General features: G+C 72.3%; 17 protein-coding genes. 7 read left to right on the plus strand and 10 right to left on the minus strand.

Annotation, left to right across the window (positions count from 1 at the left end; genetic code table 11):
* Positions 1 to 24: 24 nt before the first annotated feature.
* Genes ACGFQ9_RS04375 through sbnB form a run of 3 tightly spaced genes read left to right on the plus strand, consistent with a single transcriptional unit; the run spans position 25 to position 4,547 of the window.
* Positions 25 to 2,451, plus strand: coding sequence for an amino acid adenylation domain-containing protein (locus ACGFQ9_RS04375; protein ID WP_393571068.1), 2,427 nt, complete (start codon positions 25 to 27; stop codon positions 2,449 to 2,451).
* A 21-nt stretch (positions 2,452 to 2,472) separates the two neighbouring features.
* Positions 2,473 to 3,498, plus strand: a complete 1,026-nt coding sequence (locus ACGFQ9_RS04380; RefSeq protein ID WP_393571070.1) for a TauD/TfdA family dioxygenase — start codon at positions 2,473 to 2,475, stop codon at positions 3,496 to 3,498.
* Positions 3,495 to 4,547: a 2,3-diaminopropionate biosynthesis protein SbnB gene (gene sbnB, locus ACGFQ9_RS04385; RefSeq protein ID WP_393571072.1), complete on the plus strand. Its 1,053-nt coding sequence runs from the start codon at positions 3,495 to 3,497 to the stop codon at positions 4,545 to 4,547. Before ACGFQ9_RS04380 ends, sbnB begins: the two co-directional genes overlap by 4 nt.
* 211 nt (positions 4,548 to 4,758) lie before the next feature.
* Here the strand turns inward: sbnB and ACGFQ9_RS04390 are convergent, their stop codons facing one another.
* Entirely contained in the window at positions 4,759 to 5,295 is a 537-nt protein-coding gene (locus tag ACGFQ9_RS04390) for a hypothetical protein (RefSeq protein WP_393571074.1), read from the minus strand.
* A 747-nt stretch (positions 5,296 to 6,042) separates the two neighbouring features.
* Between ACGFQ9_RS04390 and ACGFQ9_RS04395 the strand changes: the two genes are divergently transcribed.
* Positions 6,043 to 6,459 carry a hypothetical protein gene (locus tag ACGFQ9_RS04395; RefSeq protein ID WP_393571076.1) on the plus strand — a complete coding sequence of 139 codons (417 nt, stop codon included), beginning with the start codon at positions 6,043 to 6,045 and terminating at the stop codon, positions 6,457 to 6,459.
* On the opposite strand, the gene ACGFQ9_RS04400 is transcribed toward ACGFQ9_RS04395, so the two are convergent.
* Both ACGFQ9_RS04400 and ACGFQ9_RS04405 read right to left on the minus strand, forming a co-directional pair.
* Positions 6,445 to 7,248, minus strand: a complete 804-nt coding sequence (locus tag ACGFQ9_RS04400; RefSeq protein WP_393571077.1) for a helix-turn-helix domain-containing protein — start codon at positions 7,246 to 7,248, stop codon at positions 6,445 to 6,447. The genes ACGFQ9_RS04395 and ACGFQ9_RS04400 overlap by 15 nt on opposite strands.
* Positions 7,249 to 7,282: 34 nt before the next feature.
* The gene (locus ACGFQ9_RS04405; RefSeq protein WP_393571079.1) at positions 7,283 to 9,097 is read right to left on the minus strand and encodes an FAD-dependent oxidoreductase; all 1,815 of its coding nucleotides are present in this window, start codon (positions 9,095 to 9,097) and stop codon (positions 7,283 to 7,285) included.
* Positions 9,098 to 9,281: 184 nt separating this feature from the next.
* Between ACGFQ9_RS04405 and ACGFQ9_RS04410 the strand changes: the two genes are divergently transcribed.
* The gene (locus ACGFQ9_RS04410) at positions 9,282 to 9,587 is read left to right on the plus strand and encodes a 4a-hydroxytetrahydrobiopterin dehydratase (protein ID WP_393571081.1); all 306 of its coding nucleotides are present in this window, start codon (positions 9,282 to 9,284) and stop codon (positions 9,585 to 9,587) included.
* Positions 9,587 to 10,378, plus strand: coding sequence for a class I SAM-dependent methyltransferase (locus ACGFQ9_RS04415; RefSeq protein ID WP_393571083.1), 792 nt, complete (start codon positions 9,587 to 9,589; stop codon positions 10,376 to 10,378). Before ACGFQ9_RS04410 ends, ACGFQ9_RS04415 begins: the two co-directional genes overlap by 1 nt.
* Before the next feature lie 10 nt (positions 10,379 to 10,388).
* Here ACGFQ9_RS04415 and ACGFQ9_RS04420 read toward each other — a convergent pair whose 3' ends face one another.
* The gene (locus ACGFQ9_RS04420) at positions 10,389 to 11,294 is read right to left on the minus strand and encodes an MBL fold metallo-hydrolase (RefSeq protein ID WP_393571085.1); all 906 of its coding nucleotides are present in this window, start codon (positions 11,292 to 11,294) and stop codon (positions 10,389 to 10,391) included.
* A gap of 121 nt (positions 11,295 to 11,415) precedes the next feature.
* Here ACGFQ9_RS04420 and ACGFQ9_RS04425 point away from each other — a divergent pair, with 121 nt between their 5' ends.
* Positions 11,416 to 12,351 carry an AraC family transcriptional regulator gene (locus ACGFQ9_RS04425; protein WP_393571087.1) on the plus strand — a complete coding sequence of 312 codons (936 nt, stop codon included), beginning with the start codon at positions 11,416 to 11,418 and terminating at the stop codon, positions 12,349 to 12,351.
* Positions 12,352 to 12,430: 79 nt separating this feature from the next.
* Here ACGFQ9_RS04425 and ACGFQ9_RS04430 read toward each other — a convergent pair whose 3' ends face one another.
* The 6 genes from ACGFQ9_RS04430 to ACGFQ9_RS04455 form a co-directional block, all read right to left on the minus strand.
* Positions 12,431 to 12,868 (minus strand): RICIN domain-containing protein, encoded by a 438-nt coding sequence (locus tag ACGFQ9_RS04430; protein ID WP_393571090.1) that lies wholly within the window; start codon positions 12,866 to 12,868, stop codon positions 12,431 to 12,433.
* Between the two features lie 14 nt (positions 12,869 to 12,882).
* Positions 12,883 to 13,689 carry an aldo/keto reductase gene (locus tag ACGFQ9_RS04435; protein WP_393571842.1) on the minus strand — a complete coding sequence of 269 codons (807 nt, stop codon included), beginning with the start codon at positions 13,687 to 13,689 and terminating at the stop codon, positions 12,883 to 12,885.
* Between the two features lie 160 nt (positions 13,690 to 13,849).
* Entirely contained in the window at positions 13,850 to 14,608 is a 759-nt protein-coding gene (locus ACGFQ9_RS04440; RefSeq protein ID WP_393571092.1) for an ABC transporter ATP-binding protein, read from the minus strand.
* Positions 14,605 to 17,796, minus strand: coding sequence for an ATP-binding cassette domain-containing protein (locus ACGFQ9_RS04445; RefSeq protein ID WP_393571094.1), 3,192 nt, complete (start codon positions 17,794 to 17,796; stop codon positions 14,605 to 14,607). Before ACGFQ9_RS04445 ends, ACGFQ9_RS04440 begins: the two co-directional genes overlap by 4 nt.
* Positions 17,797 to 17,814: 18 nt before the next feature.
* Positions 17,815 to 19,086 carry an ABC transporter substrate-binding protein gene (locus ACGFQ9_RS04450; RefSeq protein ID WP_393571096.1) on the minus strand — a complete coding sequence of 424 codons (1,272 nt, stop codon included), beginning with the start codon at positions 19,084 to 19,086 and terminating at the stop codon, positions 17,815 to 17,817.
* A 145-nt stretch (positions 19,087 to 19,231) separates the two neighbouring features.
* Positions 19,232 to 21,091 carry an AMP-dependent synthetase/ligase gene (locus tag ACGFQ9_RS04455; RefSeq protein ID WP_393571098.1) on the minus strand — a complete coding sequence of 620 codons (1,860 nt, stop codon included), beginning with the start codon at positions 21,089 to 21,091 and terminating at the stop codon, positions 19,232 to 19,234.
* Positions 21,092 to 21,314 lie beyond the last annotated feature (223 nt).

The raw sequence follows: 21,314 nt of genomic DNA on the forward strand, positions 1-21,314 counted from the left end.
AGTACCAGCACAGGAGAGATCCTCATGGCAACGACCAGTAGCTTCACCCCCCTTCCCCGCTGGACCCGGACGCCGGTTGCGGGAGTGGCCGAGTACGAGGCGCCGGTCCCGGCCGGCCGGGCCACGGCATTGCGCCGACTGGCGGAGGACCTGGAGGTGCCGCTGAACTGCGTGCTGCTGACCGCGCACGCGAAGGTGCTGGCTGCGCTGAGCGGCGAGCAGGAGGTCACCACCGGTTACGTCGCGGCTGCCGGCGGCCGTCCGCTGCCGTGCAGGCTGACGACCGGCCCCGGCTCATGGAGGTCCCTGCTGCTGCACACCCGCGACCTCGTCGGAGGGCGCGAACTCGGCCCGGTCGGAGCGGCCTTCGAGACCGTGCTCGACCCCACCGGCGCCGACGGCGCCCCGGCCGGAGACACCGTGCTGTGGGTGGGCGTCGCGCACCACGACGACGGTCGGCTGATGCTGCGGCTGCGCTACCGCACCGAGGTCCTCGACGCGGACGCCGCCGCCCGGATCGCCGGATACCACCTCACCGCGCTCGCCCTGATCGCTGACGACGCCGATGCCGACCACACGGGTCGGAGCCTGCTCTCGGCCGAGGAACTCCGCTTCCAGCTCCATGAGCTCGCCGGGCCGCGCCGGGACCTGCCCGAGCGTCGCGTGCACGAGCTGTTCGAGGAGCGCGTACGGCAGCACCCGGACGCCGTCGCCGCCCGGCACGGCGACCGGCAGTGGACCTACCGGGAGCTCAACGCCCGCGCCAACCGGCTGGCCCGCGCCCTGCGGGCCCGAGGACTGCACCGTGAAGGGGTGGTCGCGGTGGCCACGGAAAGGAACCTGGACTGGCTGGCCGCCGTCCTGGCCGTCTTCAAGGCCGGCGGCGCCTACCTGCCCATCGAGCCGCACCTGCCGGCCGAACGCATCAAGGCCATGCTGACCCGTGCCGGATGCGGGCTCGTGGTGACGGAACAGGCCGGCAGCACCACCCTCCGGCAGGCCCTCGCCTCCCGGCCGGCGGTGCGGACGCTGTCCGCCGACACCGCCTGCGACGAGGAGCATTCCGGGACCGATCTCGGGATCGAGGTCGCACCCGACCAGCTGGCCTACATCTACTTCACCTCCGGCTCGACGGGCGAGCCCAAGGGCGCGATGTGCGAACACCAGGGCATGCTCAACCACCTGTACGCCAAGATCGACGACCTCGGGATCGGCGAAGGACAGGTGGTCGCCCAGACCGCGCCCCAGTGCTTCGACATCTCGCTGTGGCAACTGATCGCCGCGCTGCTGGTCGGCGGGCAGACCCTGCTGATCGAGCAGGAAACGATCCTCGACGCCTCACGGTTCGTCGACACCATTGCCCGCGGCCGGGTCGGCGTGCTGCAGGTCGTCCCCTCCTACCTCGACGTCGTCGTGTCCCATCTGGAGCAGCACCCCCGGACCCTGCCGGACCTGCGGTACGTGTCGGTCACGGGTGAGCCGCTGAAGAAGGAACTCGCCCGGCGCTGGTTCACCGCCCAGCCCCACATCAAGCTCGTCAACGCCTACGGGCTGACCGAGACCAGCGACGACACCAACCACGAGGTCATGGACCGGGCACCGGACACCGACCGGGTCCCGCTGGGCCGGCCCGTCAACAACGTGCAGCTCTACGTCGTCGACGAGCACCTCAACCCGGTGCCGCTCGGTGCGCCCGGCGTGATCGCCTTCTCCGGGGTCTGCGTCGGCCGCGGCTACGTCAACGACCCCGAGCGCACCCGGCCGACCTACCTGGCCGATCCGCACCGTGAGGGCAGCCGCCTGTACCGCAGCGGCGATGTCGGCCGGTGGCTGCCCGACGGCAAGCTGGAGTTCCTCGGCCGCCGCGACAACCAGGTCAAGATCCGCGGTTTCCGCATCGAGACGGGCGAGATCGAAAGCACCCTGCTGCGAGCCCCCGGGGTCCGCGACAGTGCCGTGGTGGTCGCCGAACGGCCCGACCACAGTGCCTGCCTGGTGGCCTTCTACACCGCCCCGCACCCGCTCGAAACCGGCCTCCTGCTGGATCGGCTGGGTGCGTCACTGCCCGGGTACATGATCCCTTCGGCCGTCCACTGGCAGGAGAGCCTCCCGCTGACGGCCAACAGCAAGGTCGACCGGAAGGCCCTGACGGCCCTGGCCGTGCAACTCCACGCCACCGGGGACGAGGTCCAGGCGCCGGGTACGCCCGCCGAGCAGCGGCTGGCGGCCGCGTGGGCGAGTGTGCTCGGCATTCCACAGGACGGGATCGACCGGCGCGACAACTTCTTCGACCGGGGCGGTACCTCCCTGTCGGCCGTGAAACTCGCCATCACCCTGGACCGCGCCGTGTCCCCGGCGGACATCACCCGGCACCCCGTCCTCACCGATCTGGCCGGCTTCTTGGACGCCGCACCCCACCGACTCCCCACCGCACAGCAGTCCTCCCTCTGACCACCGATAAGGACAAAGACCATGTCGTTCACCACCCCCGCCCCGATCACCACCCCCGCCCCGATCAGCACCGGCCCCGCGCCCGCTTCCGCGCACCAGGTGGACCTGCGCCCCGGCAAGCCCCCGGTACTGCACGTCCCCACCCCCGCCCCGGCAGATCCGCCGGCCTGGGCCGCCGACCACCGCCACACCCTGCGCGGCCTCGTCACCGAACACGGAGCCGTACTCGTCCGCGGGCTGGGCCTGAGCGACACCGGGCAGGTCGGCGCCGTATTCGGCCAACTGGCCCCCACCCTGATGACCGAAACGGAAGCCTTCGCCCCCCGTCAGGCCTACACCCGCGGCGTGTACTCCTCCACGGTGTGGCCGGCCAACCAGCCTATGTGCATGCACCACGAGCTCAGCTACACCCACAGCCCTCCCGGTCTGCTGCTCCTGGCCTGCCTGACGGCGCCCACCACGGGCGGAGCCACCGCCCTCGCGGATTCCGCCGCCGTCCTGGACGCGCTGCCGCCGGAACTCGTCCAGCGGTTCGAAGAGGAAGGCTGGCTGCTCACCCGCACCTACAGCGAGGACATCGGTGCCTCCTGGGCCGAGGCGTTCGGCACCGACGACCCCGCGGTCGTCGAGGAGTACTGCCGTGCCAACGCCATCGAGTACGCCTGGCAGGACGACGGCGGACTGCGCACCCGTCAGCGCCGCCCCGCCGTGGTGCGGCATCCGGCCACCGGCCGGCGCTGCTGGTTCAACCAGATCGCGTTCCTGAACGAGTGGACGCTGGAGCCCGAGGTACGGGAGTACCTCGTCGAGGTCTACGGCCCCGAAGCCCTGCCGTTCAACACCCGCTTCGGAGGCGGCGACCCCATCGGCGAGGACATCGTCGAGCTGATCAACACGGCCTATGCCGAGCACACCATCCGCGAACCGTGGCAGTCCGGAGACCTGATGCTCATCGACAACGTCCGCACCGCGCACAGCAGGGAGCCCTTCGAGCCCCCGCGCGAGGTCCTCGTCGCCATGGCCGGCTCCGAGGGGAGCATCCGGTGACCCCCGACGCCGGGACACCGCCGGTCACGGTGCCCCCGTTCGCCGTGATCCCCGGTGCCCAGGTACAGCACACCCTCCAGGGCCAGGAACACCGGATCGTGGAGCTGGTCGAGGCCACCTACCGGCTCCACGCCGAGGGGGAGTCGGTGAACCCGCCGTCGTACTTCCTGCGCTTCCCCGACCGCCCGACCGCCCGCATCATCGCCCTGCCGGCGTCGATCGGCGGAGAGGTGCGGGTGGACGGCCTCAAGTGGATCTCCAGCTTTCCCGACAACGTGGAGGCCGGCATCCCCAGGGCCTCGGCGGTGCTGATCCTCAACGACCACGACACCGGCTACCCGTTCGCCTGCCTGGAAAGCTCCATCATCAGTGCCACCCGAACGGCCGCGATGGCCGTGTCGGCGGCCGACAGGCTCAGCCGGCACCGCCGGACCCGCCCGACCCGCGTCGGATTCTTCGGAACGGGCCTCATCGCCCGCTACATCCACACCTTCCTGAGCGCAACCGGCTGGTCCTTCGACGAGATCGGCGTGCACGACACCAGTGCCGACAGCGCGGCCGGTTTCCACGGCTACCTGCAGGCCGCCCGGGCGGCCACCCGGATCACCGTGCACGACAGCCCCGAGCAGCTGATCCGCACCAGCGACCTGGTCGTCTTCGCCACCATCGCCGGCCGGCCCCACATCACCGACGCGGCATGGTTCGACCACAACCCCGTGGTCCTGCACGTGTCACTTCGCGACCTCGCCCCCGAAATCCTCCTCGCCTCGACCAACATCGTGGACGACGTCGAACACTGCCTCAAGGCCGACACCTCGCCCCACCTGGCCGAACGGCTCACCGGTAACCGCGACTTCCTCACCGGCACGCTGCACGACGTCACGACCGGCCGCGCGGCGGTCCCGGAAGACCGGCCGGTGGTGTTCTCACCCTTCGGCCTGGGCGTGCTCGACCTCGCCATCGGCAAACACGTCTACGACGAGGTCACCCGCACCGGGCAACTGCACGTCATCGACGACTTCTTCCACGAACTGCGCCGATACGGATAGCCGCCGAACAGACGTCCGCCGACCCTCTGGGCGGCACCTGCGTCGATGTAGGTGCCCAGGCGGACGTATCCACGTGACTCCATGGCCAGTTCGTCCACGACCGTGGAGAGCGTCATGCCGTGCATCAGCGCGTGCTCCCTCATCACGCGCACCCCCTTCTGCGAGCTTGTGGGTGGGAGCGAGAGCAAACGCAATTAAATCAGAAGGGGGGTCAGAATCTTGGTGCGAGGTATTTACATTCCTCAATTCCGACCTTCTCGATCTGGGACCGGAAGCGGTTTGATGCCTCCTTCGCCGCTTCCAGATGCTTCGGTGTTGCATTGCCCTCTTCGGTCCTCTTGCCCATCTCGGCGAGCGCGTCACCCAACCCTGTTCCGGCCAGCAGCAGAGATTCGATTTCTTTATGTGAATCATTCGGCTGTTCCAGTGCCCGCCATTTTCCGACTAGGCGCTCCTCGGCGTCACCGGCTTGGGTAATCGCGACGCCTGCAGCGATTCTGGAATCCTCGCTCTCGAGATTTTTCGTTGCATCCCTAACCTTAAGGAAGGTGCTTCGCACGTCTGCCATCTCCTGCTCGCATGCCGCGTTGGCTTGAGTTTTCCATTCGGTCAATGTCGGTCCAGTGTTTGAGCATTGCGCCAAAATAAAGGCGAGGATTCCGACCATGGCAGAAATGATGCCTATCCACCATCCAAGGTGTTTGCGCAGCTTTTCGGCTTTTGATTCCGCTGAAGCGTTGCTGCTCATAAGGGCCTCCACGGTCAGGTATATTTTCCGCCCGCTCTCACGCACCCGCATTTGGACACGTTCACTGGTTGGACCTTGGAAAATTGAAGGTTGATTCATGTGCCCACGCGACCGAGCTGACTAGCCAGGGGTGGCCACTGTGCCGCCGCTCATGAGCGCGCGGCGAACCGAGAGTGCGAGTGGTGGCAGCTGACTGGGATGGGACTCTTTCGGCATCGTGAGCTGCAGGAGTGCCTAGCCTTACGCTCTAGGCCCACGTTTTCCGAATAGCGAAATGGCGCCCTCTGTGTCGGCCCAGTGCAAGGCGAATCCGTGACTTCCTTCTTCGCTGAGGGATTTGTCCTGTGTGGCGGACGGCGTGGGCGGGAGCCTGGGCGGGCGACAAGCGTCGACCAACTACGACGTCCGCGATTCCGGTGCAGTCCGACGACGTGGGGCGCAGGTGGCTAGCGCCGCCCTTGGTTCCTGCGCAACGGGAACCAAGGGCGGAGAACCTGGGAGCCAAATCGGGAGCCGCCGTCGGCAGCCCGGGGCGGATCCGGGCCGACTGGCATGGACTGCCGGCAGGTGGAACTGGTGGGCGGCGAGGGCGCGCATGCACCTCCGTGGAGGGGGCTCATTACCCGGCAGGTAATCGACCCCCGGCCGCCTCCGCGGCATCGTTGGGGCATCGGGTTCCGGGGCCGCGCACTCGGTCTCGGGGCCCGGTCGACCAGCACTGTTTCCAGACTCAGGAGGAGGGTTCCCATGTCCGCGACCCTGTTGAACGGTATTGCCCGCACCACCGAGCCGCGGGTCGCGCTGCGGCGGTTCCTCGCCCTGGACGCCGTGGTGACCGGGGCCAACGGGCTGGCGTACGTGGCGTTCGCCGGGCCGGTCGGGAAGCTGATCGGGGTGGGGGAGGGCCTGCTGTTCGAGCTGGGGCTCCTGCTCGTCGCGTACGCCGCCGGAGTCGGATGGCTGGCTTCGCGGCGGACGCCGGCGGCCGGTGCGGTGAAGGCCGTCGTGGAGACCAACTACCTCTGGGCCGTGGCCAGTCTGGTGGCGCTGGTCGGGTGGTTCTCGCCGACCGCGGCCGGGATGGTCTGGATCCCGGCGCAGGCCCTCACCGTCGCCGGGTTCGCCCTCGCCCAGCAGCTCGCCCTGCGGTCAACCACCCAGTGAGCGGAGGTACTTCACCGTCGCCGGGTCGGCCGGGAGCATCGTCTCGATGGCCAGCTCGGCGACGGTCACGTCCATCGGGGTGTTGAAGGTGGAGATGGACGAGACGAAGGAGAGCACGTGGCCGTCGTGTTCGATGACGCACGGGAGGGCGAAGTACGGGACCGGCTCGGCCGGTTCCGTGTCGCCCGGGCGGTCCGGAACGGGGTAGGCCGCGACCTCGTCGTACAGGGCGCGCAGTGGTTCGGAGCGGGCCAGCGCGATCTGGCGTTCCATCTGGGCGAGGAGGTGCCCGCGCCATTCCTTGATGTTGAGGATCCTGGTGGCCAGGCCCTCGGGATGCAGGGTGATCCGCATGGCGTTGAGCGGCGGGGCGAGCAGGTGCTCGGGCAGGCCGTCCAGCAGCATGAGGATGCCGCGGTTCGCGGCGATCACGTTGTACGTGGCGTCCACGACCAGCGCCGGATAGGGCTCATAGCCCGACAGCAGCCGTTCCAGGCCCTCCCGCAGGGTGCCCATCGACGGGTCGTCGAGCGGGGTGTGCGCGTACCGGGGTGCGTAACCAGCAGCCAGGAGCAGGGAGTTGCGGTCGCGCATCGGTACGTCGAGGTGGTCGGCGAGCTTCAGCAGCATCTCCTCGCTGGGCCGCGAGCGGCCCGTCTCGATGAAGCTGATGTGGCGGGAGGAGGAGTCGGCGCGGCCCGCCAGCTCCAGCTGGCTGATGCCGCGCCGCTCGCGCCAGGTGCGGAGCATCGTCCCTACGGGGGCGGGGCCTGCGATGGCAGTCGTCATGGACGCGACGTTAGCCGAACCGGGTCGTACCAGGTCAGCCCACGTCGAAGGCGTTCCGCAGGCCGAGACGGTAACGCCACCGGTCGTGCCGCTTGAGCGCCTCGACCTCCGGCGCCCGGTACAGCTTCCGGATCGTGCAGCGGGCGGCCGGCGAACCGTCCCGCTCCAGCAGGGCGTTGACCGCGGCCCGGGCGGAGGCGTTCGCGCCCTCCATGGTGGCCAGGTCGATGTCCACGGCCACGTAGTCGCCGCTGAGGAAGAAGTTGGGGATGCGGGTCCCGGCCGTCGGACGGTTGTGGAACGTGCCCACGGGGTGGATCAGCAGCTCGTCCTCGTTGACCGGGTTCGGGGTGCCGAGCCCGTCGACGCCGGGGTCCAGGAACCACGAGTGGAGCGCGGAGTCCTTCAGTACGGTGCGGCCGGTGTCGTTCAGCGAGGCCTTCAGCTGCGCCCACACCTCCCGGGCCACCTCCTCCCGGGTGCACTGCTTGGCCGTCTTGCCGTACAGGATCCCGGGTTTGTCCCACTCCGAGACGTCCACCGACAGGCAGTCCACCGCGGTGCCGTCGCCGTAGTCGGCGGGGAAGGCGCGGGCCGGCCAGTGTTCGGCCTGCTGGATGGCGGTCAGCGACCACGGGGAGTCGATGCAGTTGAGGTGGCCGTGGACGAGGGGCGCCCGCTCGGTCAGGTAGAACTGGATGCCGGTCATCCAGTCGGTCTGCAGCTCGTCGCAGCGGCCCAGCATCGGGTCGGCGGCGCGCAGCGCAGCGCCCCAGGTGCGGCGGGCGTGCTCGACCGGCATCGCGGAGACGTAGTGGTCGGCGGTGACCGTCTGCCGGGTTCCGGCCGGGTCGGCGACCACGACCCCGCTGACCCGGCCGTCGGCGTACCGGACCTCGTGGACGGTCCAGCCGATCCGGAACTCGACGCCGAGGGAACGGAGATGGTCCTCCCACGGGTCGATCCAGGCCTCGTTGGTGGGCAGGTTGAGGATCCGGTCCGGCGGGCCGTCGGCCCCCCGGCCCAGCGCGTTGAAGACGAAGGCCTCACCGAGCGTTCCGACGGTCCGGGTGGAGGCTTCCTCGGCTTTCGTCGCGACGATGTTGCGGGTGACCCCGATCGCCAGGATCCGCTGGTACTCGGTGGACATCCGGGCGGCCCGGGTGAACTCCCACCACGGGGTCCGCTCCCACACCTCCTCGCGCCGCTCGTCGCAGCTGGTGAGGAAGACGAGCGCGCGGTCGACGAAGTAGGCCGTCTCGTGCAGCGGGAGATGGGCGAAGGTCTCCACGAAGCCGGTGAGCATCCGGCGGATCTCGTCCAGGGTCAGCGCGGCGGGGGTGTGCCCCGGCCAGGGGATGGGGCCGCGGAGGTCCTCGCGGCCGGCGGCCCGGGCGAACATCATCTCGCGCGGGGCGACCAGGTTGTCCCACACCCCGTTGGCGTTGCCGGGGAAGGGGATGCGCCGCATCGTGTCGGGCAGGTTGTGGTAGATGCCGGGGATGAAGCGGAAGCCGTGCTCGGCGGGCAGCGGCCGGCGGCCGCCGCGCGCGCTGCGGGGCACGTCCATGCTGCGGGCCTTGCCGCCGAGCGCGCGGCGCTCGTACACGGTGACGGCGTAGCCGCGCTCCGCGAGCTCGTGCGCGGCGGTCAGCCCCGCCACTCCGCCGCCGAGTACGGCGACGCGCCGGGCGCCGGCGCCCCCGGCCGCGTTGCCCGCCGGAGCGGTCGCCGGGCCCGCGGGCGAGGCGGCGGCCGGGGGAGCGAGGGCCCCGCCGGCGGCCAGTGTTCCGGCCGCGCCGGCCGTGCCCGCGAGGAACGTACGCCTGGAGTTGCCTGTGCGCGCCATGTCGGTGCCCCCTTATTACCGCCGGTAACAGTCACGTCCGGCGCAGGAGCATAGGGGCGGCCCCGTGGCCACGGAAGGAGCAGAAGAACCCGCGCGCACTATGGCGCGAAAGCCTCCCTCCGGTGTGCGCTGTGGGAACCTTGACCGCACGTCATGGAAACGGCCGTGGAGAAGGAGCCGGTGGATGCCGAGTGAGCCGCTGTCGCAGAAGGAGATCGAGGACCGGTTGCGGGAGCTGCCGGGGTGGGCCTTCGAGGACGACCACATCCTGCGCACCTACCGGCTGGGCACGCACATGGCGGCGAGCGCGCTCGTCGCCCATATCGCCGTGGTGCAACAGGAGTTGAACCACCACTCCGACCTGACCCTCGGCTACAACACCGTCCGGCTGTCGGTGAACACCCACAGCGCGGGCGGCACCGTGACCGAGACGGACTTCGAGCTGGCCCAGCGGGTCGAGGACATCGCCCCCGCGCACGGGGCGAGTTGATGCCCGCGGCACCGATACCGGCAGCGGTGCCGGCACGCGGCCTGCGGACCGGGCCGCTCGTCGACTACGACGCCGAGGCCGACGCGTACGACGCCACGCGCGGCGGGGTCCCGCGTGCCGAGGCGGCCGCCGCCGCGGTCCTCGGCCTGCTCCCGCCGGGTACCCGCACCCTGCTCGACCTCGGCTGCGGCACCGGCATCGTCACCGCCCGGCTGCACCGGCCGGGGCTGCGCGTGCTCGGTCTGGACGCCTCGTCCGGCATGGCGGCGATGGCCTCGGCGCGCGGGGTCCCGGTGCTGCTCGGCACCGGGACCCGGCTGCCCTTCCGGACGGGCTCGCTGGACGCCGTCACGGCCGTGTGGCTGCTGCACCTGCTGCGCGAACCGGGCACCGTCGCGGCGGTGGTCGCCGAGGCCGGACGGGTCCTGCGGCCCGGCGGGGTGTTCGTCACCACGGTCGACAAGGACGCGGCGCACGACGTCGGATGCGACATCGACGAGGTGCTGGCCGCGCACCTGACCGAGCGGCCCTCGGACGAGGCGGCCGAGGTCACCGCGCGGGCCGCCGCGGCGGAGCTGCACCCGCACGGCCGCGCCCGCTTCACCGGCCACGGCCAGGGCCGCAGTCCGCGCGGTGCCGCGGAGGCCCTGCTGGCCGGCCGTTACGCTTCCCGCGTCGTGCCGCGCGGCATCACCGCGGCCGAACTCGCGGCCCGACTGGAGGCACTCCCCGAGCCCGGCGTGCCGCGCGGTGAGCCGACGTACGAGCTCCGCTCCTTCGTCCGTACGTGAACCGTTCCGGTCAGGCCGCCGCCCACCGCCCAAGCGCGAAGCCGGCGCCCGACCGGCGGACCTCCACCGCGCCCGGCCCGCCGAAGTGGGCCGGGACCACGAGCTCCCGCTCGCCCGCGGCCCGTTCGAGGATCCGGCGGCGGCTGGCCACGGCCTGCTCCGGGTCCAGGCAGAAGCAGCTGTTGCAGGACGGGCTCAGGATCTGCACCGGACTGTGCAGCAGGTCCCCGGCGAACACGGCCCGATCGCCCCGCGAGGCCACCCGGAGCACGGACGAACCGGGGGTGTGGCCGGGCGCGGACTCCAGCACCAGGTTCTCGTCGATACGGTGCTCGCCGTCCCACAGCACTGCCTGCCCGGCCCGGTGGACCGGCGCGATGCTGTCCTCGTAGACCAGCCGGTCGTCCTCCTGCCGGCCCTGCCCGTACCCGTTGTCCGGACCGAAGTGGAAGTCGTCGGCGGCCGGTACGAGGTACTGCGCCCCGGGGAACGTCGGCACCCAGGCCTCCCCGTCGGCGGTCGTGTTCCAGCCGACATGGTCGGCGTGGACGTGCGTGTTCACCACCACGTCCACGTCCTCGGGCCGCACCCCGGCCCGTGCCAGCAGCCCCGGGAGATCACTCTGCCGCCGGTGGAACAGCGGCGAGCCGGGCCGCTCGCGGCCGCTGCCCACCCCCGTGTCGACCAGGACGGTCCGCCCGCCGCTGCGCACCACCCAGCTCTGCAGCGCGGCCACCGCCAGGTCACCCGCCGGATCCCAGTGGTCCGGCGCCAGCCAGCCCTCGTTCTCCTGCCACAACCCGGCCGTGGAGTCCGGGACCAGGTCCCGGGCGGCCGCGAACGGCCCCTGCCACTCGGTGATCCTGAGGACCTCGACGTCCCCCAGCACGATGCGCTCTACGTGTTCACTGGTCATGCCGTCGACGCTACGGAGGGGCCGCCGAGCGTCTCAATGCCGCTGGTGCTCAGGAGAATACGCGTGCGTCTCAATGCCGATGTGTCAGATACCGATACGGATTGCCGGATACCGTGGTCCGATGGACGTGGTGAGTGACGCGATCTCCGCCGTGCGCATCGGGCGGCCCTCCTCCGACCGGGTCCGGATCGGCGGACGCTGGTGCACGCGGCTCGCCCCGTACGAGGGCGCCGGCTTCCACGTCGTCCTGGAAGGCGGCTGCTGGCTGCTGCCCGACGGCGGCCCACCGGTCACGCTCGGTCCGGGGGACGCCGTCCTGCTGCCCCACGGCACCGGGCACGTGATCGCCGACTCGTTCGCGGACGCCGGCACCGTGGCACGGGCCGTGCCGTTCGAGGCGTGGCAGGAGCGGCTCCGTCCGCGGGCGCCGCAGGTGCCGCATGCGGCCGGGACCGGCGGGACGGAGATGCTGTGCGGGAAGTACCGGCTCGACCGCAGCCGGGAGCACCCGCTCATGGCGGAACTCCCGCAGGTAGTCCACCTGCCGCACCGGGTGGGAGACCGGCCCGAACTCCGGGCCGCCATCGACCTGTTGGGCCGTGAACTGGAGGCCGCCGAGGCAGGAGCCTCGATCGTGGTGCCCAGCCTGCTCGACCTGCTCCTCGTGTACATGATCCGGGCCTGGACGGCCGGGAGCGGGGCCGGCGCCTGGCCGGCCGCGCTCGCGGACCCGGTGGTGGCCTCCGCCCTGCGCGCCCTGCACGCGGATCCGGCCGCCCCCTGGAGCAACGACCGGCTGGCCGCGGAGGCCGGCGTCTCGCGCCCCACCCTGGCCCGCCGGTTCACCGCTCTCGTCGGACGGCCGCCGATGGCGTACCTCACCTGGTGGCGGCTGACCTCCGCCGCCGCCCTGCTCCGGGACACCCGGGACCCGCTGGCCTCGATCGCCCGCCGGGTGGGGTACGGCAGCCCGTACGCGTTCTCGCACGCCTTCGGCCGGGAGTTCGGCACCACCCCGGGCCGCTACCGTGCCTCGGCGGACACCGGGACGGCGTGAGCCCGCCCCCGGCGGGCGGGCCGGCCACCGCCCGGTCGCACGGCCCCGTCATCTGACGGGCCCGTACGACGCGCCGCCCTCAGACGGGCTCCAGGCGCCAGCCCTGGGTGGGGGCGTCGGTCTCCTCCCACTGCCGGGCCCAGCCGTCCCCGTCCACGTCCAGCGGCAGGCCGCTGATGCACGCGATCAGCGACACCACTCCCGGGGCGTCGAGGTGCTCCTCGACCAGCCACTCCTGCGCGCCGAAGCCGTTCGCCTTCCACAGCTGGACGCGGGTGCCGCTGTCCACCGACGCACCGGCCACGTCCAGCCGCTTCCCGCTCGCCTCGTGCACCACGTGGAACATGGCTCCGCCGCTGTGCACCGGCACGAGCCGCCACCGCTGGGCCTCCGGGCTCGCGGGCGGACCCTGCGGTCCGACCCTCACCCGCGCACCGCTGCCCGTACGGCCGCCGTCCACTTCAAGAACCTGCCCGCTCGCCGCGTTACGGAGCAGATACACACCTTCCGCCGGCATGCGCGGCCGCCCCTTCAGACGTCGAAGACGGCCGGGTCCGGACCGATCCGGCGGCCCGCCGCGGTCCCGCCCAGCGCGTCCAGCGCGGCCACGTCCCCGGCGTCCAGCTCGAAGCCGAACACGTCCAGGTTCTCCTCGATCCGGGAGGGGGTCACGGACTTCGGGATCGCGATGACACCGTGCTGGAGGTGCCAGCGCAGCACCACCTGCGCCGCCGTCCGCCCGTGCTTCTCAGCCACCGCCGCGACCTCCGGCAGGCCCAGCAGCTCCTTGCCCTGGCCGAGCGGGGACCACGCCTCGGTGGCGATGCCGAGCTCGGCGTGGACCGCGCGGAGCTCCTCCTGCGGGAACAGCGGGTGCAGCTCCACCTGGTTCACGGCCGGGACGAGCGGGCTCACCTCGCGCAGGCGGCGCAGGTCCTGGGGGCGGAAGTTGGACACGCCGACGGCCTTGGCCCGGCCGCTCTCCGCGATCTCCTCGAAGGCCTGCCAGATGGCCAGGTAGTCCTCGCGCATCGGACGCGGCCAGTGGATCAGGTACAGGTCGACGTGGTCGAGGCCGAGCTTGGCGAGGGAGGCGTCGAACTCGCGCAGCACGTTGTCGCGCTTCCACGTCTCGGCCGGGCCGTTCCACAGCTTGGTGGTGACGAACAGCTCCTCGCGCGGCAGCCCGGACGCGGCCACGGCCCGGCCGGTGCCGGCCTCGTTGCCGTAAACCGACGCCGTGTCGATGCTGCGGTAGCCCGCCTCCAGCGCGGCTCCGACGACCCGCTCGGCCTCGGCGTCCGGAACCTGCCAGACGCCGAATCCGAGCTGGGGCATGAGCGTGCCGTTGTTGAGGGTGATGGTGGGGACCTGGGGCGCCTGGTTCACGGCGGGTCGTTCCTCCGGGTGCGGTCGGGCGGGACGTGCGTACCGAGGCGACAACCGGCCAGGACAGCCGGATATTCCGGTACGCCGGCACCGGGCGTCCGCCGTTCCTTCACGCGGTCCCCAGGTACGCCTCCCGGACCAGCGGGTTCGCGCGGACCTCAGCCGCGGTGCCCTCGGCCAGGACCGTGCCGAGGTCCAGCACCACCACGCGCGCGCACAGCTCCATCACGAAGGCCACGTTGTGCTCGACCAGCAGCACCGCACAGCCCTCGTCCTCGGCGAGCCGCCGCACCACGGCCGCGAGCCGCTCCCGCTCCGGCGCGGACATGCCCGAGGCCGGCTCGTCGAGGAGCAGCACCCGCGGCGGGTCGGCCACCGCCCGGGCCAGCTCCACCATCCGGGCCCGGCCCACCGGCAGGCCCGCGGCGTACGCGTTCCCCAGCGCGGTGAGCCCGCACCCGGCCAGAACCTCGGCGGCCCGGGCCCGCCGCTCCCGGTCCCGGCCGCGCCGGCCCCGGAACCCGGCGCCGCGCCATTCCTGCGCGACGAGCAGGTTCTCCGCCACGCTGAGCTGGCCGAACAGCTGCTGCCGCTGGAAGGTGCGGCGCATGCCGTGGCGGGCCCGCCAGACGGGGGAGCGGCGGGTGATGTCGGCCCCGTCGAGGAGCATCCGGCCGCCGTCGGGCCGCCGGATCCCGGACAGCACGTCGAACAGTGTGGTCTTGCCTGCCCCGTTCGGCCCGATCAGCCCGCACACCTCCCCGGGGCGCAGCCCCAGGGAGACCCCGGTGAGGGCCCTGACCCCGCCGAACCGGACGCTGATCCCGGCGGCCTCCAGTACGTACGCTCCGCGGTCAGGGCTGCTCATCGGCTCATCCCCAGGTACGCCTCGGTGAGCCGGTCGGCCTCCACCTCGGTGCGGGGACCGCACCAGGAGATCCGGCCCTCGGACAGGTAGGCGACGGTGTCTGCGATGCCGAGGATCTCGGCGGCCTTCTCCTCCACCAGGAGCAGGGCGGTGCCGGCCGCCCGGAGCTCGGTCAGGAGCGCGTGGACCTCGTCCACGATCCGCGGGGCGAGGCCGAGGGAGGGCTCGTCGGCGATGAGCACCTCGGGCGGCCGCTGGAGGAGCGGGGCGAGGGCGAGCATCTGCTGCTCTCCGCCGGAGAGCGAACCGGCGGGGACGGACCGGCGTTCGGCGAGCCGGGGGAAGCGGTCGTAGACGGCGGTACGGGCGGCGGCCTCGCCAAGGTACAGGGCGAGGTTCTCCTCGATGGTGAGGGAGGGGAAGATCCCGCGGCCCTCGGGAGCGAGCAGCACCCCGGCGCGGGCACGGCGTACGGTCCCGTCGCGGGTGGCGTCACGGCCCGCGACGCGGACGGTGCCGGCGGTGGCGGGCAGCAGCCCGGCCGCGACCCGGCAGGCGGTGGTCTTCCCGGCCCCGTTGGGGCCGAGCAGCGCCAGGATCTCGCCCCGCCGCACGGCCAGGTCGACCCCGTGCAGCACCACCCCACCGTCGTACCCGGCACTCACCCCGCGCAGCTCCAAGGCCGCGGGCGCGCCACCGTCCCGCTGCGCGGAGCCACCCCCCACCCCGCCGTCCCCCGTGCTTCGCCGGGGTGACCCCCATCCCGAAACCGGGCGCTCCGCCCCCGGCCCCCCTCGGGGCTCCGCCCCGGTCCCCGCACGGGGCTGCGCCCCGGCGCTCGTACGTACCGCCTCGCCGCCGGTGGCGGCACGGGGGCCCGGGGGCGGGGCCCCCGCCAGGTCCGGGGCGGAGCCCGGTGTCGGGTCCGGGGCGGAGCCTGGCGTCGGGTCCGGGGCGGAGCCTGGCGTCGGGTCCGGGGCGGAGCCTGGCGTCGGGTCCGGGGCGGAGCCTGGCGTCGGGTCCGGGGCGGAGCCCCGTGTGGGGTCCGGGGCCTCGGCCCCGGTTTCGGGAAGGGGCGGGGTGGGGGAATGCCCCACAGGGCCCCCCGCCCCCGCCCCCGCAGCCGGTCCGGACCCCCGGCGCGGCAGTGGCACCGCTCCGGGAGCGGCCGGCACCGCCCCAAGAACAGCCGGCACCGCCCCGCGAGCCCGCACCGCCCCCGGCGCAGAAGCCGGAAGACCCGGTCCCGCGGAGCCCGTGCCCGGCCCCCGGCCGCCCGCCAGGGCCCGGCGCCGGGCCAGCCGGACCGGGACCGCCGCACAGTAGCCGTCCGGGTCGTTCGCCAGGGCCAGGCCCGCCAGGCCGAAGAGGATCACCGGCAGGTGCACGGACTCCGTCAGGTAGTCGGCGAACAGCGGTGGCGCCACCGCGAACACCAGCCCCGCCACCACCGCGTACTGGGGCCGCCGCAGCCCCGCCGCGACGGCGACCGCCAGCCACACCAGCCCCGTCATCGCCGTGAAGTCGGTGGCCGTGATCCGCGTGTTGTACGAGGCGTACAGCACGCCCCCGAACCCGGCCAGCCCCGCCGACACCGTGAACAGCAGCAGCTTGGTCCGCAGGACCGACACCCCCGAGGCCATCGCCGCCGCGGGCGCGGAGCGCACCGCCAGCATCGCCCGCCCCATCGGCGAGCCCCGCAGCGCGCTCAGGCCGGCCGCCGCCACCGCGGCGACGAGCACCAGCGCCACCCCCAGGGCCCGGTCGTCCCCGAGGTCCACGGGTCCGAGCACCGGCCGCGGTATCTCCCACCCCGAGTCGCCGTTCCGCAGCCAGCGCAGCTGGAACAGCACCTGGTCCGCCAGGAACGCCAGGGCCAGCGTGGCCAGCGCCAGGGAACGCCCGCCCAGCCGCAGCGCCGGCAGCGCGACCAGCGCCCCCAGCAGCGCCGCGACGCACGTGCCCACCGCCAGCGCGGCCACGAACGGCCAGCCCCGGCTCATCAGCAGCCCCGCCACCAGCGCCGCGCCCGTCACGAAGGTGGCCTGGGCCAGCGACACCATCGCGCCGAGGCCCGTCACCACCGTGAAGGACATGAAGACGAGGCCGATCGCCAGGCCCTGGGCCAGCAGTCCGCTCCAGAAGGGGGTCGTCACCGTGTAGAAGGCAGTGGCCAGGAGCGCCGCGGCCACCGCCCACACCCCCCACCGCCGCCCCCACGAAGCCCCGGCCAGGTGGTCCAGCGGTGGCGGGTCGGAGGCCGCCGTACCGGCGGCGCGGGCCCGCCGGGTCAGGACCAGCAGCCCGCCGAAGAGGATCAGGAACGGTACGGCGGTCCGGAAGCCGGTGATGTCCTCCGCGAAGGAGGCGTACCCGGCCACCAGGTTCTGCAGCACGCCCAGCCCCAGGCCGCCCGCGAAGGCGAGGGGCACCGAGGCGAACCTGCCGATGACCGCCGCCGTCGCCGACACGAACAGGAACAGGGTGAAGTCGTGCGCGGACAGGCCGAGCAGCGGGGTCGCCAGTACGCCGGCCAGGCCGGCCAGCCCGGACGCGATCATCCAGGCCACCGAGGACAGCCGGTCCGCGCTGATCCCGCGCAGCTCGGTCAGCGAGCGGTTGTCCACGGCCGCGCGCAGCCGCAGCCCGAGCCGGGTGTGCCGGAGCAGCACCCACAGCGCGGCCGCCACCACCGCCGTCACCACCCAGGTGATGAGCTGGTCGGAGTCGATCCCGACGCCGTCCGTGAGCTGCCAGGACTTCGCCGGGCTCGGCCCGACCCCGGGCAGCCCGAACTGGTTCTCCGCCGGCAGGACCGGCGCCCCGGCGTCCGCCAGCAGCTCCACCACCCACAGTCCGGCGGCGGGCAGTGCCACCAGCAGGCCGATGGTGGCCACGATCTGCGCGGTCTCACCGACCCGCGCCAGCTTGCGGAACATCAGCCGGTCCAGCGCCCGGCCGAGGCCGGGCGCCAGCACGAGCACCACCAGCAGGGCGGTCGGCACGGCGGGCCAGCCCAGCCCCGAGTGCAGCTCGTAGTAGACGAGCGCGGACAGGTACGCGGTGGCCCCGTGCGCGAAGTTGAACAGCCCGGACGCCGAGTAGGACAGCACCAGGCCGGTCGCGAGCAGGGCGTACAGCGCGCCGGAGACCAGGCCGCTGAGCACGAAGACGAGCAGATCCCCCATACCGGTGACCCTGCCCCGCTACTGGAAGGGGATGGGCCGGTGGCACTTGAACGGTACGGACACCTCGTACGTCCCGTTCCTGAGCTGGACCAGTGCCCCGCAGCCGAAGCTGTCCTTCTGCCCCTTGGGCAGGGCGCGGTCGCCGACCAGGGTGCCGGTGTCGGAGAAGTCCCGTGCGGCGTTCTGGAAGTGGGTGACGGTCAGGTCCTTGCCGGCCTTCCCGGCGATGGCGAGGAACAGGTCGGCCGACATGTAGCCGGTGAGCATGTGCATGTTGAGGGGCACGTCCTTGCCACCCGCCGCGGCCTTGATGTCGGCCTTGAACTGCTCCATCGCCGGGGTCTTCGACTCGAAGGGCTCGAACTGGAGCAGGACGTGCACCCCGTCGAGGGCCTGCCGGGTCGTGTCCTTGGCGAGCAGTCCGGGGTCGTAGTCGGTCGGGTCGGAGAGGACCCCCTTGTACCCGGCCCGCTTGAGGGCGGTGAACAGGCCGATGTTGTTGGGGGTCTGCATCACCGAGATGACCGCGTCCGGTGCCTTGCCGCCGTTGCTGGACATGATGTCCTTCACGTACGCCGCCCAGTCGCTGGGCACGGCCGTCGCGGGCACACTGGCCTTCGCGTACGCCACCTCGAACCCGGCGGCGGCGAAGCCCTGCCGGAAGGTGCGGATGCCGAACTTGCCGGCGTCGCTGTCGTTGGCGATGACGGCCACCGACTTGCCCTTGGCGCCGCCCAGGACGGTGGCGATGCCCTCGGGCCAGGTCTGGTTGATGGTCCCGCCGGGGCTGGGCACCAGGCAGCCGTTGAACCCGTAGATGTAGGAGGGCCCGCAGAACGAGGGCAGGGTGCCCCAGCCGAAGGTGGGGACCTGCTCCTGCTGGAGGAAGTCGGCGCCGGAGAAGGTGACGGAGCTCATCGGCGCGATCGCGAACACCTTGTCCTGCTGGACGAGTTTGCGGGCCGCGGCCAGGTTCTTGGCCGGGTCCTGGCCGTCGTCCTCGGCGCCGATGTAGTCGATCTTGCGTCCGTTGACGCCGCCCTCGGCGTTGGCCCTCAGGTAGCGGGCCCGGGCACCGAGGTCGGTGTCCTTCTTGCTGTAGCCGCTGCTGCTGGTCATCGAGACGATGCCGCCGACCTTGATCGAGTCGTCGGTGACGCCGCGGTAGTACTGACCGGAGGACGACCCGCCCTTGCCGGGTTCCGTGCCGTTGCTCGAGGCGGAGTTACAGGCGGAGACGAGCGCCAGGGCCGCCGCCGCGGCGGCCAGGGTGCGGATCGGTCGCAACATGTCGGGTACACCCCTCGGGTCGGAATTCCCCGCATTCTGTGCGTGACCTGACGGACCGTCAAGAAGTTGCGCAGCCTGGAATGACGATCCGTCAGAAACCGTTATCCGTGTGACCGGGATCGTCTATCCGTGTGACCGGGGACCGTCAGCGACGACGGTCGGCGGCATCGGCGCCCCTGCCCGCCGACCGGTACAGCGCCGTGACCTCCGCCTCGTACGCCTTCTCGATCGCCCGCCGCTTCAGCTTCAGCGACGGGGTCAGCAGCCCCCGCTCCTCGGTGAACTGCTCCGGCAGCAACCGGAAGTCCCGGATCGACTCCGCCTGCGAGACCAGGGTGTTCGCCGCCACCACCGCCCGCCGCACCTCCGCCACCAGCTCCGCGTCCTGCACCAGCTCGGCCGGGGTCATCTGCGGACGTCGCCGCATCGACAGCCAGTGCGCCACCGCCTCCGGGTCCAGGGTGACCAGCGCGGCGACGTACGGCCGGTCGTTGCCGACCAGGACGCACTGCGACACCAGCGGATGCGAGCGCACCCGCTCCTCCAGCGGGGCCGGCGAGATGCTCTTGCCGTTGGACGTCACCAGGATGTCCTTCTTCCGGCCCGTGATCGTCAGGTACCCCTGCGCGTCCAGCCGCCCCAGGTCCCCGGTGGCCAGCCAGCCGCCGTGCAGCACCACCTCCGTCGACCGCGGGTCGTTGAGGTACCCCGAGAACACGTGACGGCCGTACAGCCACACCTCCCCGTCCTCGGCGATGTGCACCGAGGACCCCGGGATGGGCAGGCCGACCGTGCCGTACTTCGTCGCGCCCGGCGGGTTCGCGGTCGCCGCCGCGCAGGACTCGGTCAGCCCGTACCCCTCGAACACGGAGATCCCGGCCCCCTCGAAGAACAGCCCGAGCCGCCGCGACATCGCCGAACCCCCCGACATCGCGTACCGCACCCGGCCGCCCAGAGCGGCCCGCACCTTCCCGTACACCAGCTTCTCGAACAGCTGGTGCTCCATCCGCAGTGCCGCAGAAGGCCCCGGCCCCGTCCGGAAGGCCCGCTGCTCACGCGCCTCCGCGTACCGTACGGCCGCCTCCACGGCCCGCTCGAACGGACCGCCCCGCCCCTCCGACTCGGCCGTGCGGCGCGCCGCCGCGAAGACCTTCTCGAAGACGTGCGGCACACCCAGGATGAACGTCGGCCGGAACGCGGCCAGGTCAGGCAGCAGCTCCGCGGCCGCCAGCACCGGCTGGTGCCCCAGCTTGACCCGCGCCCGTACGGCGGCCACCTCCACCATCCGCCCGAAGACGTGCGCGAGCGGCAGGAACAGCAGGGTGGACGCCTCCCCGCCGGGCCCGGCGGCGAACACCGACTCCCACCGCTTCACCAGCGTGTCCGCCTCGTACATGAAACTGCCGTGGGTCAGCACGCACCCCTTCGGCCGGCCGGTGGTCCCCGAGGTGTAGATCACCGTCGCCACGGAATCCGGCGTGACCGCCCGCCGGTGCCGGTGCACGACCTCCTCGTCCACCTCCGCCCCGTCCGCGACGAGCTGCGCCACCGCACCGGTGTCCAGCTGCCACAGCCGCCGCAGATGCGGCAGCCGGTCGATGACCGAGCCGACGGTCATCGCCTGGTCCTCGTCCTCGACCACGCAGGCCACGCACTCCGCGTCCCGCAGGATCCAGTGCACCTGCTCGGCGGAGGAGGTGGGATAGACCGGCACGGGCTGCGCGCCGATCGCCCACAGCGCGAAGTCGAACAGGGTCCACTCGTACCGGGTCCGGGCCATGATCGCGACGCGCTCACCGAAGCGCACGCCCTGCGCGAGCAGCCCCTTGGCCAGCGCCAGTACCTCCGCGCACAGCTGACCGGAGGTCACATCCAGCCAGACCCCCTCCGTCTTCCGGCCGAGCGCCACCCCGAACGGGTCCTGCCGGGCATGCTGGAAGACGGCGTCGGCCAGCCCTCCGGCGGGCGCCGCAGTGACCACGGGTGGAACGCTGTACTCGCGCAAGGCCCCCGGCTCCTCTCCGCATCGGACCGGTGACGCTATCGGCATGCCCGCCTCCACCAGCAGCGTTCGGCAAAAACCTCCACGAGATCCACTCACCGCGGCCCGCGTCATGTCATCTCGGTGGCCCCTCGGTGTCTTCGCCCCTTCGCCGGCGGCTCCGTGCGCACGGCCGCACGAGTGATCGGTGCGGCCGTCCGGCCCCCCGCACGGCCCCGCCGACCGG

It is taken from the genome of Streptomyces sp. NPDC048603 (assembly GCF_043199475.1).
Classification (GTDB): domain Bacteria; phylum Actinomycetota; class Actinomycetes; order Streptomycetales; family Streptomycetaceae; genus Streptomyces.

Bases quoted from the DNA above. Each gene is read 5' to 3' on its own strand.
- ACGFQ9_RS04375 (WP_393571068.1), top strand. From the start codon at position 25: ATGGCAACGACCAGTAGCTTCACCCCCCTTCCCCGCTGGACCCGGACG.
- ACGFQ9_RS04380 (WP_393571070.1), top strand. From the start codon at position 2,473: ATGTCGTTCACCACCCCCGCCCCGATCACCACCCCCGCCCCGATCAGC.
- ACGFQ9_RS04390 (WP_393571074.1), bottom strand. From the start codon at position 5,295: ATGAGCAGCAACGCTTCAGCGGAATCAAAAGCCGAAAAGCTGCGCAAA.
- ACGFQ9_RS04395 (WP_393571076.1), top strand. From the start codon at position 6,043: ATGTCCGCGACCCTGTTGAACGGTATTGCCCGCACCACCGAGCCGCGG.
- ACGFQ9_RS04400 (WP_393571077.1), bottom strand. From the start codon at position 7,248: ATGACGACTGCCATCGCAGGCCCCGCCCCCGTAGGGACGATGCTCCGC.
- ACGFQ9_RS04405 (WP_393571079.1), bottom strand. From the start codon at position 9,097: ATGGCGCGCACAGGCAACTCCAGGCGTACGTTCCTCGCGGGCACGGCC.
- ACGFQ9_RS04410 (WP_393571081.1), top strand. From the start codon at position 9,282: ATGCCGAGTGAGCCGCTGTCGCAGAAGGAGATCGAGGACCGGTTGCGG.
- ACGFQ9_RS04415 (WP_393571083.1), top strand. From the start codon at position 9,587: ATGCCCGCGGCACCGATACCGGCAGCGGTGCCGGCACGCGGCCTGCGG.
- ACGFQ9_RS04420 (WP_393571085.1), bottom strand. From the start codon at position 11,294: ATGACCAGTGAACACGTAGAGCGCATCGTGCTGGGGGACGTCGAGGTC.
- ACGFQ9_RS04425 (WP_393571087.1), top strand. From the start codon at position 11,416: ATGGACGTGGTGAGTGACGCGATCTCCGCCGTGCGCATCGGGCGGCCC.
- ACGFQ9_RS04430 (WP_393571090.1), bottom strand. From the start codon at position 12,868: ATGCCGGCGGAAGGTGTGTATCTGCTCCGTAACGCGGCGAGCGGGCAG.
- ACGFQ9_RS04435 (WP_393571842.1), bottom strand. From the start codon at position 13,689: ATGCCCCAGCTCGGATTCGGCGTCTGGCAGGTTCCGGACGCCGAGGCC.
- ACGFQ9_RS04440 (WP_393571092.1), bottom strand. From the start codon at position 14,608: ATGAGCAGCCCTGACCGCGGAGCGTACGTACTGGAGGCCGCCGGGATC.
- ACGFQ9_RS04445 (WP_393571094.1), bottom strand. From the start codon at position 17,796: ATGGGGGATCTGCTCGTCTTCGTGCTCAGCGGCCTGGTCTCCGGCGCG.
- ACGFQ9_RS04450 (WP_393571096.1), bottom strand. From the start codon at position 19,086: ATGTTGCGACCGATCCGCACCCTGGCCGCCGCGGCGGCGGCCCTGGCG.